General features: G+C 59.1%; 16 protein-coding genes. 14 read left to right on the top strand and 2 right to left on the bottom strand.

The features are described from left to right. The first annotated feature begins 115 nt into the window (after positions 1 to 115). The 9 genes from AC1VNY_RS17390 to AC1VNY_RS17350 all read left to right on the top strand — a co-directional run bounded on the left by AC1VNY_RS17390 (position 116) and on the right by AC1VNY_RS17350 (position 5,157). On the top strand, positions 116 to 505 hold the full coding sequence (locus AC1VNY_RS17390; RefSeq protein WP_482406081.1) for a hypothetical protein: 390 nt from the start codon (positions 116 to 118) through the stop codon (positions 503 to 505). After that, complete coding sequence (locus AC1VNY_RS17385; RefSeq protein ID WP_482406080.1) at positions 498 to 818, top strand: nitrogen fixation protein NifZ; 321 nt, start codon at positions 498 to 500, stop codon at positions 816 to 818. Before AC1VNY_RS17390 ends, AC1VNY_RS17385 begins: the two co-directional genes overlap by 8 nt. Continuing rightward, positions 815 to 1,054, top strand: a complete 240-nt coding sequence (locus tag AC1VNY_RS17380) for a nitrogen fixation protein NifZ (RefSeq protein WP_482406079.1) — start codon at positions 815 to 817, stop codon at positions 1,052 to 1,054. The genes AC1VNY_RS17385 and AC1VNY_RS17380 overlap by 4 nt, the downstream gene beginning before the upstream one ends. Before the next feature lie 14 nt (positions 1,055 to 1,068). Continuing rightward, positions 1,069 to 1,428 (top strand): DUF3024 domain-containing protein, encoded by a 360-nt coding sequence (locus AC1VNY_RS17375; RefSeq protein ID WP_482406078.1) that lies wholly within the window; start codon positions 1,069 to 1,071, stop codon positions 1,426 to 1,428. Between the two features lie 32 nt (positions 1,429 to 1,460). Further along, positions 1,461 to 1,730, top strand: coding sequence for a hypothetical protein (locus AC1VNY_RS17370; RefSeq protein ID WP_482406077.1), 270 nt, complete (start codon positions 1,461 to 1,463; stop codon positions 1,728 to 1,730). Positions 1,731 to 1,774: 44 nt separating this feature from the next. Continuing rightward, a complete protein-coding gene (locus AC1VNY_RS17365; RefSeq protein ID WP_482406105.1) occupies positions 1,775 to 2,929 on the top strand; it encodes a DegT/DnrJ/EryC1/StrS family aminotransferase in 1,155 nt (384 codons plus the stop codon). A gap of 248 nt (positions 2,930 to 3,177) precedes the next feature. Next, a complete protein-coding gene (locus AC1VNY_RS17360) occupies positions 3,178 to 3,399 on the top strand; it encodes a hypothetical protein (protein WP_246787985.1) in 222 nt (73 codons plus the stop codon). A gap of 8 nt (positions 3,400 to 3,407) precedes the next feature. Next, entirely contained in the window at positions 3,408 to 3,866 is a 459-nt protein-coding gene (locus AC1VNY_RS17355; protein WP_482406076.1) for a Rieske (2Fe-2S) protein, read from the top strand. A 943-nt stretch (positions 3,867 to 4,809) separates the two neighbouring features. Then, positions 4,810 to 5,157 carry a (2Fe-2S) ferredoxin domain-containing protein gene (locus AC1VNY_RS17350; RefSeq protein ID WP_482406075.1) on the top strand — a complete coding sequence of 116 codons (348 nt, stop codon included), beginning with the start codon at positions 4,810 to 4,812 and terminating at the stop codon, positions 5,155 to 5,157. A 554-nt stretch (positions 5,158 to 5,711) separates the two neighbouring features. On the opposite strand, the gene AC1VNY_RS17345 is transcribed toward AC1VNY_RS17350, so the two are convergent. Next, on the bottom strand, positions 5,712 to 6,443 hold the full coding sequence (locus AC1VNY_RS17345; RefSeq protein ID WP_482406074.1) for an OmpW/AlkL family protein: 732 nt from the start codon (positions 6,441 to 6,443) through the stop codon (positions 5,712 to 5,714). A 465-nt stretch (positions 6,444 to 6,908) separates the two neighbouring features. Then, positions 6,909 to 7,322, bottom strand: a complete 414-nt coding sequence (locus AC1VNY_RS17340) for an ArsC/Spx/MgsR family protein (protein WP_482406073.1) — start codon at positions 7,320 to 7,322, stop codon at positions 6,909 to 6,911. A 798-nt stretch (positions 7,323 to 8,120) separates the two neighbouring features. Between AC1VNY_RS17340 and nifH the strand changes: the two genes are divergently transcribed. The 5 genes from nifH to AC1VNY_RS17315 all read left to right on the top strand — a co-directional run bounded on the left by nifH (position 8,121) and on the right by AC1VNY_RS17315 (position 14,046). Beyond that, positions 8,121 to 9,005, top strand: a complete 885-nt coding sequence (gene nifH / locus AC1VNY_RS17335) for a nitrogenase iron protein (protein ID WP_026192307.1) — start codon at positions 8,121 to 8,123, stop codon at positions 9,003 to 9,005. A gap of 233 nt (positions 9,006 to 9,238) precedes the next feature. Beyond that, positions 9,239 to 9,856, top strand: a complete 618-nt coding sequence (locus AC1VNY_RS17330; RefSeq protein ID WP_482406104.1) for a nitrogen fixation protein NifQ — start codon at positions 9,239 to 9,241, stop codon at positions 9,854 to 9,856. Between the two features lie 377 nt (positions 9,857 to 10,233). Next, positions 10,234 to 11,421 carry a homocitrate synthase gene (gene nifV, locus AC1VNY_RS17325; RefSeq protein WP_482406072.1) on the top strand — a complete coding sequence of 396 codons (1,188 nt, stop codon included), beginning with the start codon at positions 10,234 to 10,236 and terminating at the stop codon, positions 11,419 to 11,421. A 192-nt stretch (positions 11,422 to 11,613) separates the two neighbouring features. Further along, complete coding sequence (nifW, locus tag AC1VNY_RS17320) at positions 11,614 to 11,955, top strand: nitrogenase stabilizing/protective protein NifW (RefSeq protein ID WP_482406071.1); 342 nt, start codon at positions 11,614 to 11,616, stop codon at positions 11,953 to 11,955. Positions 11,956 to 12,939: 984 nt separating this feature from the next. Further along, on the top strand, positions 12,940 to 14,046 hold the full coding sequence (locus AC1VNY_RS17315; RefSeq protein WP_194456557.1) for an electron transfer flavoprotein subunit alpha/FixB family protein: 1,107 nt from the start codon (positions 12,940 to 12,942) through the stop codon (positions 14,044 to 14,046). The last annotated feature ends 5 nt before the right edge of the window (positions 14,047 to 14,051 follow it).

Here is a 14,051-nt window from a genome sequence, read left to right as displayed (position 1 = left end):
TGCCGCCGCTTGATGATGCGAACCGTGCCCAGGAATGCGCCCATGCTCCTGCGACTGCGAAGCGAGCCCATCGCAGCCTCGCCGTCTGGTCCGGATCTTCGCTTGATGCGAGGGAATGACGCCGATGCTGGCCGGCCAAGACAATGAAGTGGATCGCGCCGTCGTGCGCCGCATCGCGCCGCAGCTGTTCGACCGATTGATGAACGATGCGGAGGTCGAGTGCCGCCACATTGTGGCACGGGTTGTCCACAATGAGTGGCCGTTAGCCATGGTGAACGACCCGAACGCCTCCGTGCCGTTCGAGAATATACAAGGACTGTTGCCAAGGGTGCTAACTGCTCCGCAGGGCGGTCCTGACCTGTATGTCCGCCGTGAAATGGCGTGCGGCATTGCCGCTGGTGAATCGCCAGATGTCTTCGAGAATGAGGACAAGTCGATGCAGGATTTCGCTTGCGCTGGTACGGCAGCGGCCCTGCGTGTCCATGAGGGAGCGCTGCATGAATAAAATCGTTCGCGATAGCGACGTCGTCGAGCTCAGCGGGCCGCCTGTCTTCAGCTTTAGCGAAAAGGTGCGTGCCAATCGCACAATCCGTAATGATGGCACCTTTCGCGGCAAAGAGATTGGCGAGGTTTTGGTCAGGAAGGGAGAGGTGGGTTACGTCGTTTCGATCGGAACGTTCCTGCAGCAATTCTACATCTACGGCGTCGACTTTCTCGAACGTGGCTACCGCGTTGGCATGAAGCGCAAGGAGCTTGAGTCGGTGGACGCGTGCGTGGAGATCGATGATTCGCCATTTCCGGAAGAGGCTGTGTCATGACTGAGGGCCGCTCTGCGAAATATCGGCGGGGCCAACGCGTTAAAGCGGCGGTCGACCTCATCAACGATGGCTCTTTTCCCAATACGGAACCCGACGGGATCGTGCTCGGCGCCGGAGCAACCGGCGAAATCGTCAAGGTCGCCATCCATACCGAAGCCGACGTGCCGATCTATACTGTCGATTTTGGTGTGCAACGGCTCATTGGCTGTTTTGAAGAAGAAATCACGGTGCTCTGAAGGGGGCTTTCGCGATGACTGCCGCGCTGATGAGGAAGGTAAAGACCGGGTTGGTTCCTCACCCAAACGAGCTCGATCGCAAGCGAATCGAGCGCGGCTTGAGCTCGCGCAAGCGATATCTCTATGTCTCGCCGAACGTGACGCCAGTGAGGGGGGGCTATCTGGTCGAGAGTCCCTGTTGCTCGCGCAATATCGACCAGGATGGTGGTCTCATTGATGTCGCGCTGATTCTTTACGACGCCGTGAGTGGGATCTGGAAGCTGTTTTGCAAGAACCACGCGCAAGGGATCTGGGAATTTTACAGCCTTTACCACCGCTTGACTTCAGCAATCGATGAGTTGAACGCGGATCCGGAGCGCCTGTTCTGGCAATGACGACCACCTTGGGGAGTCCTAAAGGAGCCATGATGGCGCTTACTGCGGAGGAATTGATTGAAATCGAACGGCTGCTTGCTACCGACGGCGCGGACACGAACCCGCTTGTCGAGCTGCGGCGCCGCTTGCCGCAACTTGCATGCGTTCGCTGTGATGCATCGGATGTGACGGATCAGCCCTACCGGCGGTTTCCTCGTTTCGACCTGCATTTGCTCGACGGGTCGGATCACTGCGTGCAGATTACGATCGATCCGAAGCGGGCGACCGGCATCGTGTTGGCAAGAAGGAATGTTGCGCGGTGAGCGGGATTGAACTGGCAGCGCATCGGCTTGATGGTGCGGACAGGATGGAGGCAAATACGTCCTTCATTCCATTGTCCGATCCCGATATCACCTTCGCCGAGCTCTCCGCCGTGGAAACGGTTCTGTGCTCGCCGCAGATCTCCAATGGGTGGGTCACTGAGGCGTTCGAGCACGCTTTTGCAGCCTATCTTGGCCGCAAATATGCCGTTGCGGTCTCGAGCGGCACCATCGGGCTCCTGCTTGCGCTCAAGGCGGTCGGCATCGGGCCAGGGCAGGAAGTCATCGCCTCGCCGTATTCCCTCCGCCAGACGGTCCATGCGATCGGTCTTGCAGGCGCACGGGCGGTATTTGCCGACATCGACTATTGGTCGGGAACATTGATCCCAGATAGAGCCGAAGAGCGCATCACGGCCAACACGCGGGCGATTGTCGCCGGCAATCCCAACGGCCATCCCGCGCCGTGGTCGGAACTGCGGGCGATCGCGCAGCGCCACCATCTGGCGCTTCTAGAGGATTCCACCGAAGCAATCGGATCGCGCTACAAGGGCGAGCTCGTCGGCCGGTTTGGCGACGTGGCGGTCTTCGACTTTGCCCAGCCCTTGGCCCTAAGTTGTGGCGAAGGCGCAATGGTGGTAACGGACGATATCGACATCGCGGTTGGCTTGCGTCGCTATCGCGCCCACCGCCTGGACGAACGCTCCTCCGTGATCGTCGGTGCCGCTGGACCATACCAAGCCGGCATGAGCGATCTCACGGCAGCCTTGGGGCTGGCGCAGCTCAAGCGTCTCGATGAAATCCTGGAGCGTCGTCGGCTGGTGGAGCAGCTCTATAACGCGCATATGCAATCATTTGAGGGCATCAAGCCGCCTTATGTTGGTCCCCATGTGACCGAGGTGAATTGGTTGCTCTATCTCGTCCATCTCGGAACACGCTTCACGCGATCCGGCCGCGATGCCATCGTTGATGATCTGCGCGTCGCTCAAATTGAAGCCGTCGCCTATAGCCATCCGCTGCACTTGCAACGCCACTACTTCGAGCTCGGCTATCGACGTGGCGATTTCCTGGTTACCGAAAAGATCGCCGATCGCGCCCTGGCGCTGCCGTTTCACACCCATCTCACGAACGACAAGATCGAGTTCATTGTCGAGGCCGTGAAAGATGCCTCGATCAACGTGGGCGCAGGGGCAGCGATCTACTGAGATGCGCGTCATCAACCACATCGAAGGACGACGATTGAATGGCGACGATCCTACTTTGCGACGTCGCGCGAGATGGGCGGGGCGACCGAGGGGGGCCGTGAGCACGAAGAAGACCTGCTCGAAATTAGCGAGGCGCGGTCTCCAAGCCGCGGCTCGAGGCCACGCCAAGCTGCCGGAAACGGAGCACGTCACAACAGAGATCCTCAGTTTCGACTCGGGTCTTTAAGGTCGGCCAAATAGGGGTTGCCATGACTTCTCAACAGGTCATCATTCACGTCCGCTTCGCTCCAAACGGGAGAGTGATCCAAATCAGCGAGCGCCCGGCGAAGCTCACGCCAAACCAATGGTTTGATGTCCTCAATACCCGTGCCGGCTCGACCTATCGGCCGCTCGCTCGTGGCCGCGGCGTTTTTCGGCTGGCCCGGGCTTCAGTCGAAGCTTTCAAGCAGGAAACTGCGCGGCCTGGATGAGCAAAGGGATGATCGGCCCGATGTCTGATCAGATCGAGGTGTTCGCCGTCTGTCCGGCCGATGCCATCGAGCGGTGTGGCGCCATGGCCTTTAGCCTGTCGCAGGTAGACGACAGCGGAGAGAGCCGGCCGTTTCCAATTGTTGTGGTTCGCACTTTTGGCGACGACTATCTAGGGTACGTCAATCGTTGTCCGCATGACAGCTTATGGCTCAACATCGGCTCCGGCGAGTTCTTCTCCTCCGATCGCTCCTTTCTCAGATGCGCACGGCACGGTGCGAGATTTGAGATCGACACTGGGCTGTGCATCGATGGTCCCTGCACTGGACAAACGCTTGAACCGGTCGCACTCGCCGTCATCGAAGGTGACGTCTGCCTGTGTGGCATCAAGCTACTTGAGGATGATGGGTTTTCCGACCCGTTCGAGGACAGCGACGAAACCATGGACATAACGATCCATCCCGATTAACGGGCGTCTCACTTGGCCGTTGCTCAAGTTGTCTCCGGCGCGTTGCCGCCGAATAATGCCATCGTACCAATGAGTGCTGGCGCGGACGCGCGTCAATGCTTTTGAAGTTGAGAGGCGAACAGACGAACCTCGTGCGACCGCGACCTTCGCGGCACCTAGGAGGTGCTTTGGCGCTAGCGCACCCAAAATCGAGCCAGCAGGCCATTGCCGCCGCGGGATACGATGTCTTTGAGAAGGAAATGCCCTCGGCGGTTACGCCGAGGGCACCGTCTGGGCTGGTTGAAATGGGGGGACCCAGACTGACAGGACCGTTTGGTCTGGAGGAATGACGATCCTGTATCGCAATTCTTGGACGACCGCCGAGGCGGGCGTAGCAATTGCGATGCCAAGCTTCCGTTCATGCGATGCCCTTAGCGAGTGCCGCACCATAGTCATCCGGTGGCGGCGGCCAAGGTCGAATGCACGAACGGGCGCGTTGGCGTGGTCCGGCTATTGTGCGTACGAACTGCACAACGCGAAATGGTGAAGCGGGAGAGTGTCAAACGCGATGCGCCATATGTCACGCATGGAACAGGGGAGCGCGACATTGTTGCAACCTCGGCATAATTGTCAGTCTCGCCGGAGTGGAGAATGAGATCGCTGAAGAAATGAGCGCGACGCATCTGGTGCGGAACTTGCTTGGAGAAGTTGGATGGTTGCGTAAGTAATGCGGAGGCAGACACCGCGAGGTTAAAACTGATCAAGGAGGCTATTCTAGATGTCGAGTATCGCTGATCGTCAGCGATCATCATCGGCATGTCGCCCGCTTTCGCAAGCTGGAGTGGGAATTAGTAGGATCAATTGGTCGATGCGGCGTTCGACTGAGGAGCAGGTTGTTGGGGCGGATGCGCTCGGATCTTGTCTCTTTTCAGATGATGGAGGCCGTTGATTTCAGGATAGGCGCATGAATGCAGAAACCGAATTCGAGCTTCCTCAACTTTATAGGCATCACGTCTTTGCCTGCAACACGCAGCGTCCGCCGAATCATCCGCACGGCAGTTGCGGCGCTTCTGGGGCGCAGGCCCTCTGGGATCGGATGGGCAAGGCGGTCGAAGCGCAAGGCCTCACTGACGTCGGCTTCACGGTGACGGGCTGCCTTGGCTTTTGTAACTCCGGTCCTTTGATGGTCGTCTATCCAGACGGAATCTGGTATCGCGCCACCACGCCTGAGGATGTTGATGAAATCGTAGACTCTCATCTCAAGCAGGGAAAACGTGTCGATCGCCTCGTGATGGTGCTGAGGCGAAGCTAAAGGCGTCGCTTGAGCGCCGCTCGCCCTTTGTATCGAACATCGCTGGCCTATCCGTCCAATAGCTGGCATCTCGGAACGTTCGACAATGATCGGGTGCCCTAACGCTTCCAGTACGTGCCTAACACGGGACTGCTTACTTGTCGGTATGGCTTTGGTTTCAAGAACATGCGCTAAAGGTAAGCCTTGATCGGATTCTACTCATGATGGGGGCCGATGAGCCCTGAGCCCAACTCTCTTGCAAGTGCGGTCGTTCTCACACAGGGGACGACCACCTTGAATTCTCAGCTCAGATAAGCAGGCGGTCGTTTCTGCTAATGCCGGGAAACACGAGCAGGAGCCCTATTGATCGCTAGTGGCTCGATTTGCTTGTTTTCCACCCCTTACCGACACATCCGTGACGCACAGCGACAGCAATGCTGGGAATGGCTCCTGGTCACCGGCGAGACGATGCGTCTTTACACATCATCTCGCTCGCGTTTGCACTGTATTATGACGGAGAGACGCGTCCGGCGACCCGGCGCGTCCGGGAAGTTCACTGAAGCGTGTTTCCAGCCTCAGAACTTGTAGGTGATGCCACCGCTGACGAGCCATGGGTCGATATTGGCGCGGCCGGTGACGGCAATCGCATTGTTCACGGTCGCCGAATAATCCGGCCGCAACCACAACTTCTTCACGTCGAAGTTGAGGCCCCAATGGTGGTCAAGCATATAATCGAAGCCGAATTGGACCGCGGCGCCGAACTGGTTGGCGATGTGCAAATCCGTCACGGCAAGGCCGGCGAGCGACGTATTGGCAGCCGATTGGTTGAAGAATGCGGTGTAGTTGATGCCCGCGCCGATGTAAGGCTTGAGCGGGCCAAAATCGGTGAAGTGATATTGCAGAGTCAGCGTTGGCGGCAACAGCCAAGCCTTGCCGATATCTAGTCCATTCAGCGTACCTGTGCCGCTGATGTGATGGCGGCTCACACCGAGAATAAGTTCGGCGGCAACGTTTCTTGTGAAGAAATAGGTGATATCGAGCTCCGGTACCGCTTGGTCGCTGATCGATATCCCGGAAGCGGGCGAGGATAGCGGCGGCGCTCCGGCGACATTGACGGAGCTGCCTGCGGTATCCGGTAAGACGCCAAGAACGCGCAGGCGGATCATCCACGGATTGAAGGGTTCGATTGGGGGGGCTTTGTAGTAGATAGGGGCCTGCGCCAGGTCGGCGGCTTGAACCGACATGCTGGCCAACGAGCTCGCGAGCGCGAGCAGCGATGTCGTCGTCAGAATTGTTTTTATCCTCATCGAATTCTCCATTCCAAAGTCCGCGCGAAGAGTCGCGCGAGATCTCTGTCACACATGGGAGACGGCGATTGATTTGATGCTGATCAAAATGGCAGCGCACGTAGCGCAATTATGCAGTCACGTTGCATAAGGATCACGCCGCGAAGCTCCGTGGTTCTGTCCGGATCGTTTATTCAGTTCAATGTTCTGTCTGAGCCGAATCTAACCGTGTCTCGGCTCAAAGCTCTGATCAAATCCAGGCTGCAGGAATCTTGTGCGACAAGCGCGATCGAACTGCGGTGGTTTCCCACACCGCAAGCGACGAACATGTCTTACTCAAACCGAGCAATCTGAGCGCCGTTGGTTACGAAGAACCACGCACGTCGGCGTTCTCGCCGAACATGTCGTCGGCCATCCTGACAAAGCCGGTATGGGAGGATCGTTGTCGCATTGGTTGGCGGCGCAGTCGTATGATCGATCGTGTCCTCACATCTGCGGACAGTGCGTGCCCTGTTGTTCGTAGGAGCATCCCTCAAGGTCATCTTGCGTGTCCCAGCCAAGCAACGACAGTACGGCTTTATGATCGAATCCGGCGCATCTTGCGCCATCGACGTCGATCAGCGGACGTCTGATCAGGAGCGGGTCTGCCAGCATCAACGCGATTGCACTCGCTGTGTCGATTGCGTCAGGATTAACGTCGCCTGACTTGACACGAGGCGCGGCTCGGTTGAACCAGGATGCGATCGGCGTCTTGCCGAAGAAGTGTCGCAATTCCTCCGCAGCCCACGGCTCCTTCAATATATTCTTGGCTATCACGTCATGGCCGGCGGCCTTCAACGCCAGCATCTGACGTGCATTGGTGACGCAGCCGGGCTTTTGATAAAAGAGGATTGTCGCCATGGTATGCCTATGTGGGTACGCTGAGCTGAACGATCGGCGGCGGTTCCGCTATGTCGGAGAGCGCATTTGACGCTCGTGCAAACGATCACACATAAGCGGCTTGAGCACCGTGCCGTGTTTGCGCCCCGCCTTGACGCCTTCGTTGGACCACTAACTCATCAACGAGAATTGGCTTTTATGTTTCGCAAACGAAGCGCGGGGCAGGGCCGCGGCTAGTCTCGATCCGAGGCACCCTTGTGAGGCGCTTCTTGCTGCCTTTGAGCTCAGGCGCGTCGTTACGACCAGTTGGATCAATCAGTAGGTTAGCCGCAAAATTGACCTCGCTTCATCGACCGCGAACTCCATCGCCGGCCACGTACCTTAGAGATGCCAACCTCGACCTGCATCTCGCTCTGCCCAGATTGCCGACCACCGGCTTGCAAGAAGAGGAGCAAGTCCCGTTCCAGTTGAGAGCATTGGACCTGCTCAGCCAAGCTGGCGTTTTCCAGCATGATGGGTAGGGCCGGTGTTCGTTTTCTGACAGCCGAGCGGATCCTGTCCGGTGCAAAACACTCTGGGGTTATTCAACGGCTCGTTGGCTTTTTAGAATGCAATCAGAAGCTTAATGAGCGCGGACAGTGTTGGCATGGCGGTTGCTATTAAGCGGCAGCAACACTGAGTGAGGGCTGAGTGCACGCCGACGCGTAAGGCGAGCGATGCGCTCCTTCCCTTGAACCCGTGTGCCCCGTTTCTGAGAGAGAAACAGGCTCGCGTGTAGGAAGCGCGCAACTTTTGGCAAATCGGTTGATGGAGAACAACATGTCTTCACTGAGACAAATCGCGTTCTACGGAAAGGGCGGCATCGGCAAGTCGACCACTTCCCAGAATACGTTGGCGGCACTGGCCGAGATGGGTCAGAAAATCCTGATCGTGGGATGCGATCCTAAGGCGGACTCGACCCGCCTGATCCTGCACGCCAAGGCGCAGGATACGATTTTGAGCCTTGCAGCGAGCGCTGGCAGCGTGGAGGACCTCGAACTCGAAGACGTGATGAAGGTCGGCTACAAGGACATCCGCTGCGTGGAGTCCGGCGGTCCTGAGCCGGGTGTCGGCTGCGCCGGCCGCGGCGTCATCACCTCGATCAATTTCCTGGAGGAAAACGGCGCCTATGAGGACATTGACTATGTGTCCTACGACGTGCTCGGCGACGTCGTTTGTGGTGGCTTTGCGATGCCAATCCGGGAAAACAAGGCGCAGGAGATCTATATCGTCATGTCCGGAGAAATGATGGCAATGTATGCCGCGAACAATATCTCCAAAGGCATCCTGAAATACGCCAATTCTGGCGGCGTGCGACTGGGCGGCCTGATCTGCAACGAGCGGCAGACCGACAAAGAGCTGGAACTGGCGGAGGCGCTGGCCAAGAAGCTGGGCACTCAGCTGATCTACTTTGTGCCGCGCGACAATGTGGTGCAGCATGCCGAGCTGCGCCGCATGACGGTGCTGGAGTATGCGCCCGAGTCGAAGCAGGCCGATCACTATCGCAATCTTGCGACCAAGGTTCACAACAATGGCGGCAAAGGCATCATTCCGACCCCGATCTCCATGGACGAGCTCGAGGACATGCTGATGGAGCATGGCATAATGAAGCCCGTCGACGAATCCATCGTCGGCAAGACCGCTGCCGAGCTCGCGGCCTCTTAAGGTCGCGTGTCGCGGCCTTGTGAGGCGCGCGACGGATGCCGGTCTCCCTCACCCCCCATCCGGGGAGACCGGCATTCTGACGATCACCCGGCCAGCTAGAATGGGACGGGGCCAACGTGACCGCTGACAAGGGATTCATGGTCGAAGCGAACTTCCATCCGTTTAGGGCTGCTTGCGCCGACGCGGGCAACGAGGTGCAAAGAGGAATTGCGACCTACCGAGCGCTCACTGGTGTGCCCCCTGAAGAGGCCGACATTGCGACCGACAGCAATTTCGATTGCCATGTCCTGGCGTCGATTCTGGCGGCCGCCTCGATGGATGGTGGCGCGCTTCCCGAGAGAGCTGGCCTGTCCGGCCACGAGCTGGCGGCCCTGCTGGGCCACCATTTTCCATCGGTCGGGGTCAAGGTTTCGGAGCAGCTTCTGGCTTTCAAGTGCGATGAGAACGACGAAATCGCAATGGTGCGCGATCTCTTGCTCAAGCAACGCTCCACGGAAGGGCGTATCGGGAGTTGGCTGGCCGCAATGATTGCACGCCGCGCCATAGAGCCAAACCACTTGTGGGAAGATCTGGGATTACGCAATCGTGGCGAACTCTCTCGGCTGCTAAGCCGCCACTTCGCGCCGCTCGCCGCGCGCAATAATAACAATATGCGCTGGAAGCGCTTCTTCTACCGCGCGCTGTGCGAGGACGAAGGCCTCGTCATGTGCACGACGCCCGTTTGCACGCAATGTAACGACTTCAATCTCTGCTTCGGCGAAGAAAGCGGCGAGAGCCGGATGGCAGAACGCCGGCGCGACGTTCTGTTGCGGACGGCTCGCCCGGTCATCAGCGTCGATTGGCCCGTTTAAGCTGTTGCAAGGCTCGATCGCCCAAGTCAGCTAGAACCCGCGCGCGCTTTAGCGAGTTCAGCAGGAGCTGGAGGGCGCGGCTAACGCCGTTTCGATGCGCACGCGACCATGGGTCTAAGCGGTGCGGGCCACAAATACTCCGCGACATTCGCGCCCTGCCGGCGTGTCGCAACCGCGTTAACATTCGAGCTCGGCGTTGCGAGAGGCAGGATGAGCCGTCCGCTTCATAAGCCTGTCGCGTTTGCGACAATCTATTTGCGAAGGCAAGCTAGCCGCTGAAGGAAGCGTATTGTTTTCAACGGTTAACAAGGATGGCGGGCTGGCATGGGGGTTGCTGAAGCGCCTGGGGGTCAAAAGCAATGAGGAGCCCTTTCGTGATGGCCGCTACCAAGACCGCCAAGCCGGCTTGGCCCGAGCAGGCGAGCGCCAAGCCGACCGTGCTCAACGACACGACGTTACGCGACGGCGAGCAGGCGCCTGGCGTTGCGTTCACCACAGAGGAAAAGCTGGCGATCGCGCAGGCGTTGGCGCGGGCCGGCGTGACGGAGATCGAGGCGGGAACGCCCGCGATGGGCAACGAGGAGATCATCGCCATCCGCGCAATCGTCGAAGCGGAGCTTCCGCTTACCACCATAGGCTGGTGCCGGATGCGCGAGAGCGACATCGACGCGGCGATCGAAGCGAAGGTGTCCATGGTCAATGTGTCGATCCCGAGTTCCGATGTTCAGATCGCGGCCAAGCTTGGCGGTCGTCGCGACCTGGCGCTGGAACAAGTGAAGCGAGTGGTAGGTTACGCACGTGAGCGGGGACTTGAGGTTGCCGTCGGCGGCGAGGACTCCTCCCGCGCCGACATCGACTTTCTCATCAGACTGATAGCCGCGGCAAAAACGGCGGGAGCGCGTCGCTTTCGTATTGCCGATACGCTCAGTGTGCTCGACCCGGACACAACCTCCGCGTTGGTCGGAAATTTGCGGGCGACTACAGATCTCGAACTCGAGTTTCATGGTCACGACGATCTCGGCCTCGCGACCGCCAACACGCTCTCCGCTATCAAGGCCGGCGCGAGCCACGCCTCGGTAACCGTTATCGGCCTCGGCGAGCGGGCTGGAAATGCACCGCTCGAGGAGGTCGCGGTCGCGCTCAAGCAGCTCTACAGGCACGAGACCGGCATCATCCTGCCGGAGCTCGAGAGCGTCGCCGCGGTGGTTGCAGCCGCAGCCGCACGTGCGATTCCTCTGAACAAAGCCATCGTCGGAAAGCATGTTTTTACGCATGAATCGGGCATTCACGTGGATGGCCTTTTGAAGGATCAACGTACCTACCAGTCGCTTGATCCGGTTCTGCTTGGACGCCGCAACAGTTTTGTGATCGGCAAGCATTCCGGGCTCTCGGCGATCACCGCGTTGCTCAATGAATTACAGCTCGCCGCCAGCGCCGACCAAGCCAGACAGATCCTGACGCAAGTCCGCAAGCATGCCATAGAGCACAAGGTGCCGGTCGAGCGCGAAACAGTAGCGGCGATCTGGCGCGATGTGTGCGGATACTTGTTGCCCCACCCCGCCTGAAGAGGCGTGCCCAGCGAGGTCTGGACAGGCCATTCGAAAACCAAGCGCCGCGAGGACGGTATTGGGCATCGTTAATCGGCGGCCACGACGGCCTGCCTCAGCATGGTCGCGCGAGGTTGGCTGCAGCAGGATCACCAGGCGATGCCGCGTTGTCGCCAACCGTCCACGTGCCAATTCAAAGGGGAGTCTTCGATGAGTAACTCGCACCCAGCAGCCGGTATCCTGGATCGGCTCAACAAAGCCTCGTCCGCGGAAGAGTTTTTTTCACTGCTAGGCGTCGAGTACGACCCCCGAATCGTCAATGTCGCGCGCCTTCACATCCTAAAGCGCATGGGACAATATCTTGCCAAGGAGCAATTCGCTGGTGCCGCAGAGCCGGACATCAGAGCTCGTTGCAAAGCGATGCTGGAGCAGGCCTATGCCGACTTCGCGGCATCGTCGCCAATCGACCAGCGGGTGTTCAAGGTTTTGAAGGATGCCGTCGCAGACCATGACAAGCCGATGGCCTTTGTCCCATTGAGCGAGCTGAAGTGATCTCGCGCTCCCGAGGTTTGTCACCAAGTGTGGCGTGGTGATGATCCCTCGTGCAGCCTTCGTCTTCTTCCGGATCAACTCTCCGCAGCCATGGCTCGCGCGGCGCTGTCGTATTTCCGACCCATGTCCGGAGTGGTCGTGTCCTGGGGATTAGCAGCCCTTCCAAGTGTCCCCTAAGTCATTGCGTTCGCCTGATCTTCCTTGATTTTTGCAACTGGTACGACACTTGCTGTTGTCGGGTCGATCCGGTCATCGATGCAGACAAATGGTAGCCAATGAGATTTGAAGGAAGACCTTTCACGTTACGTCTACTGCCGGCCGAGTTGTGCGGCATCATCTCGTGGCTCACGCTCGCGCAGTGGCATCTCAAATGGCTTTTGACTCGATTGAGACTGCCATCGAGCCCGCGATGGGGGGCAATGGGTAACTCGCCCGTCAGCGCCACACCTGGGAAACGTATGCACATCATCGTCCGAATCAGGCGGGTGCCCATTTGCGCGCAGATCCACAGCCACCTCAGAGCCGATAGCAACATGCGCCAGGAAGAGAGGCAAGCGTCCCCTGCAAGTCAGCGGCGCTGGCGGTCGAGCACTCATCGCATGAAACTGCGGTGGCAAGATCGGCCGGGTCGTCACGGCCGATGCGGAGCGCTAGGCCGAAAGCAGGGTGCAGCTATTGCGCAGCAAGCGGACCGGCGTACTCAGCCATGGAGAGGGTCAATTAGAGCGACCGCAGCGGCCAGGCGGCCCCGCTGGCGCTTGTCGAATAACGCGCGCAAGAAACCTGTCTTGGGGCCATCTCGGAACTTGGCCCGCCCGATACGTTCACCCCGTGCGACGCCTCTCGTTGCGCGGTCGGGCCGCGCCGAGCAAGCGGAACCACCGAGCAGCAAGCCATCTGCTGGTCAAAAGTGATCTCCAGCCAGCCGAAGTAGCAACCAATCCTGTGGCGCGGGCGCGCGCATTTTTGAGGGAAATTTAAAGCATGAGCAATGTCACCAAAACGGCCGCGCCGGCGGCCGGCCGCGCGGCGGCCAAGAAGGAACTGCCGGAGCACTTCAAGGCCTACAAGCATGTCTGGGTTTTCGTCGAGCAGGAGCGTGGCCAGGTGCATCCGGTTTCCTGGGAGCTCATGGGAGCGGGGCGCAGGCTTGCCGACAGGCTGAAGGTGAATCTCGCGGCGGTCGTTATCGGTCCGGAGGGGCAGCCGACGCGCAACGCCGCGCTGGAGTCATTTTGCTATGGCGCCGATCTGGCATACCTCGTGAGCGACAATGTATTGTCGGATTACCGCAACGAATCATACACCAAAGCGCTAACCGAACTCGTCAACACCTACAAGCCTGAGATCCTGTTGTTAGGCGCGACGACACTCGGTCGCGATCTTGCAGGTTCGGTGGCGACCACCTTGTCGACGGGACTCACAGCCGACTGTACTGCGCTCGACGTCGACGCCGACGGTTCGCTTGCGGCGACGCGTCCGACCTTTGGCGGCTCGCTGCTGTGCACGATTTATACCTTGAACTATCGTCCACAGATGGCAACCGTCCGCCCGCGCGTCATGCCGATGCCGGAGCGCGTCGTACGCGATGCCGCTCGTATCATCATCCATCCGCTTGGCCTTGTTGAAGACGATATCGTCACGAAGGTGCTGACGTTCATTCCCGACCGCGATTCCGAAACGTCAAATCTGGCCTATGCCGATGTCGTAGTCGCCGGCGGTTTAGGACTGGGATCGCCCGAGAATTTTCGGCTGGTGCGCGAGCTAGCAACTCTGCTTGGTGCCGAGTATGGCTGCTCGCGTCCTCTGGTGCAGAAGGGATGGGTGACGTCTGACCGGCAGATCGGCCAGACCGGCAAGACTATTCGGCCAAAGCTCTATATTGCGGCCGGCATTTCCGGCGCGATCCAGCACAGGGTCGGCGTGGAGGGGGCGGACCTGATCGTCGCCATCAATACCGACAAAAACGCGCCGATCTTCGACTTCGCCCATGTCGCGATCGTCAGCGATGCCATGCAATTGCTCCCGTCGCTGACGGCCGCATTTCGCGCCCGGCTTTTGCCGGATTCGCGCGCCCGGCTCGCGGTCTAGAGGAG

The sequence above is a fragment of the Bradyrhizobium ferriligni genome (genome assembly GCF_056837965.1).
Note: the sequence above shows the minus strand (reverse complement) of the source record. Positions and strands in the feature narration are given on the sequence as shown.

Coding starts and splice junctions, on each gene's coding strand:
- AC1VNY_RS17390 (WP_482406081.1), top strand. CDS start 116: ATGACGCCGATGCTGGCCGGCCAAGACAATGAAGTGGATCGCGCCGTC.
- AC1VNY_RS17385 (WP_482406080.1), top strand. CDS start 498: ATGAATAAAATCGTTCGCGATAGCGACGTCGTCGAGCTCAGCGGGCCG.
- AC1VNY_RS17380 (WP_482406079.1), top strand. CDS start 815: ATGACTGAGGGCCGCTCTGCGAAATATCGGCGGGGCCAACGCGTTAAA.
- AC1VNY_RS17375 (WP_482406078.1), top strand. CDS start 1,069: ATGACTGCCGCGCTGATGAGGAAGGTAAAGACCGGGTTGGTTCCTCAC.
- AC1VNY_RS17370 (WP_482406077.1), top strand. CDS start 1,461: ATGGCGCTTACTGCGGAGGAATTGATTGAAATCGAACGGCTGCTTGCT.
- AC1VNY_RS17365 (WP_482406105.1), top strand. CDS start 1,775: ATGGAGGCAAATACGTCCTTCATTCCATTGTCCGATCCCGATATCACC.
- AC1VNY_RS17360 (WP_246787985.1), top strand. CDS start 3,178: ATGACTTCTCAACAGGTCATCATTCACGTCCGCTTCGCTCCAAACGGG.
- AC1VNY_RS17355 (WP_482406076.1), top strand. CDS start 3,408: ATGATCGGCCCGATGTCTGATCAGATCGAGGTGTTCGCCGTCTGTCCG.
- AC1VNY_RS17350 (WP_482406075.1), top strand. CDS start 4,810: ATGAATGCAGAAACCGAATTCGAGCTTCCTCAACTTTATAGGCATCAC.
- AC1VNY_RS17345 (WP_482406074.1), bottom strand. CDS start 6,443: ATGAGGATAAAAACAATTCTGACGACGACATCGCTGCTCGCGCTCGCG.
- AC1VNY_RS17340 (WP_482406073.1), bottom strand. CDS start 7,322: ATGGCGACAATCCTCTTTTATCAAAAGCCCGGCTGCGTCACCAATGCA.
- nifH (WP_026192307.1), top strand. CDS start 8,121: ATGTCTTCACTGAGACAAATCGCGTTCTACGGAAAGGGCGGCATCGGC.
- nifV (WP_482406072.1), top strand. CDS start 10,234: ATGGCCGCTACCAAGACCGCCAAGCCGGCTTGGCCCGAGCAGGCGAGC.
- nifW (WP_482406071.1), top strand. CDS start 11,614: ATGAGTAACTCGCACCCAGCAGCCGGTATCCTGGATCGGCTCAACAAA.
- AC1VNY_RS17315 (WP_194456557.1), top strand. CDS start 12,940: ATGAGCAATGTCACCAAAACGGCCGCGCCGGCGGCCGGCCGCGCGGCG.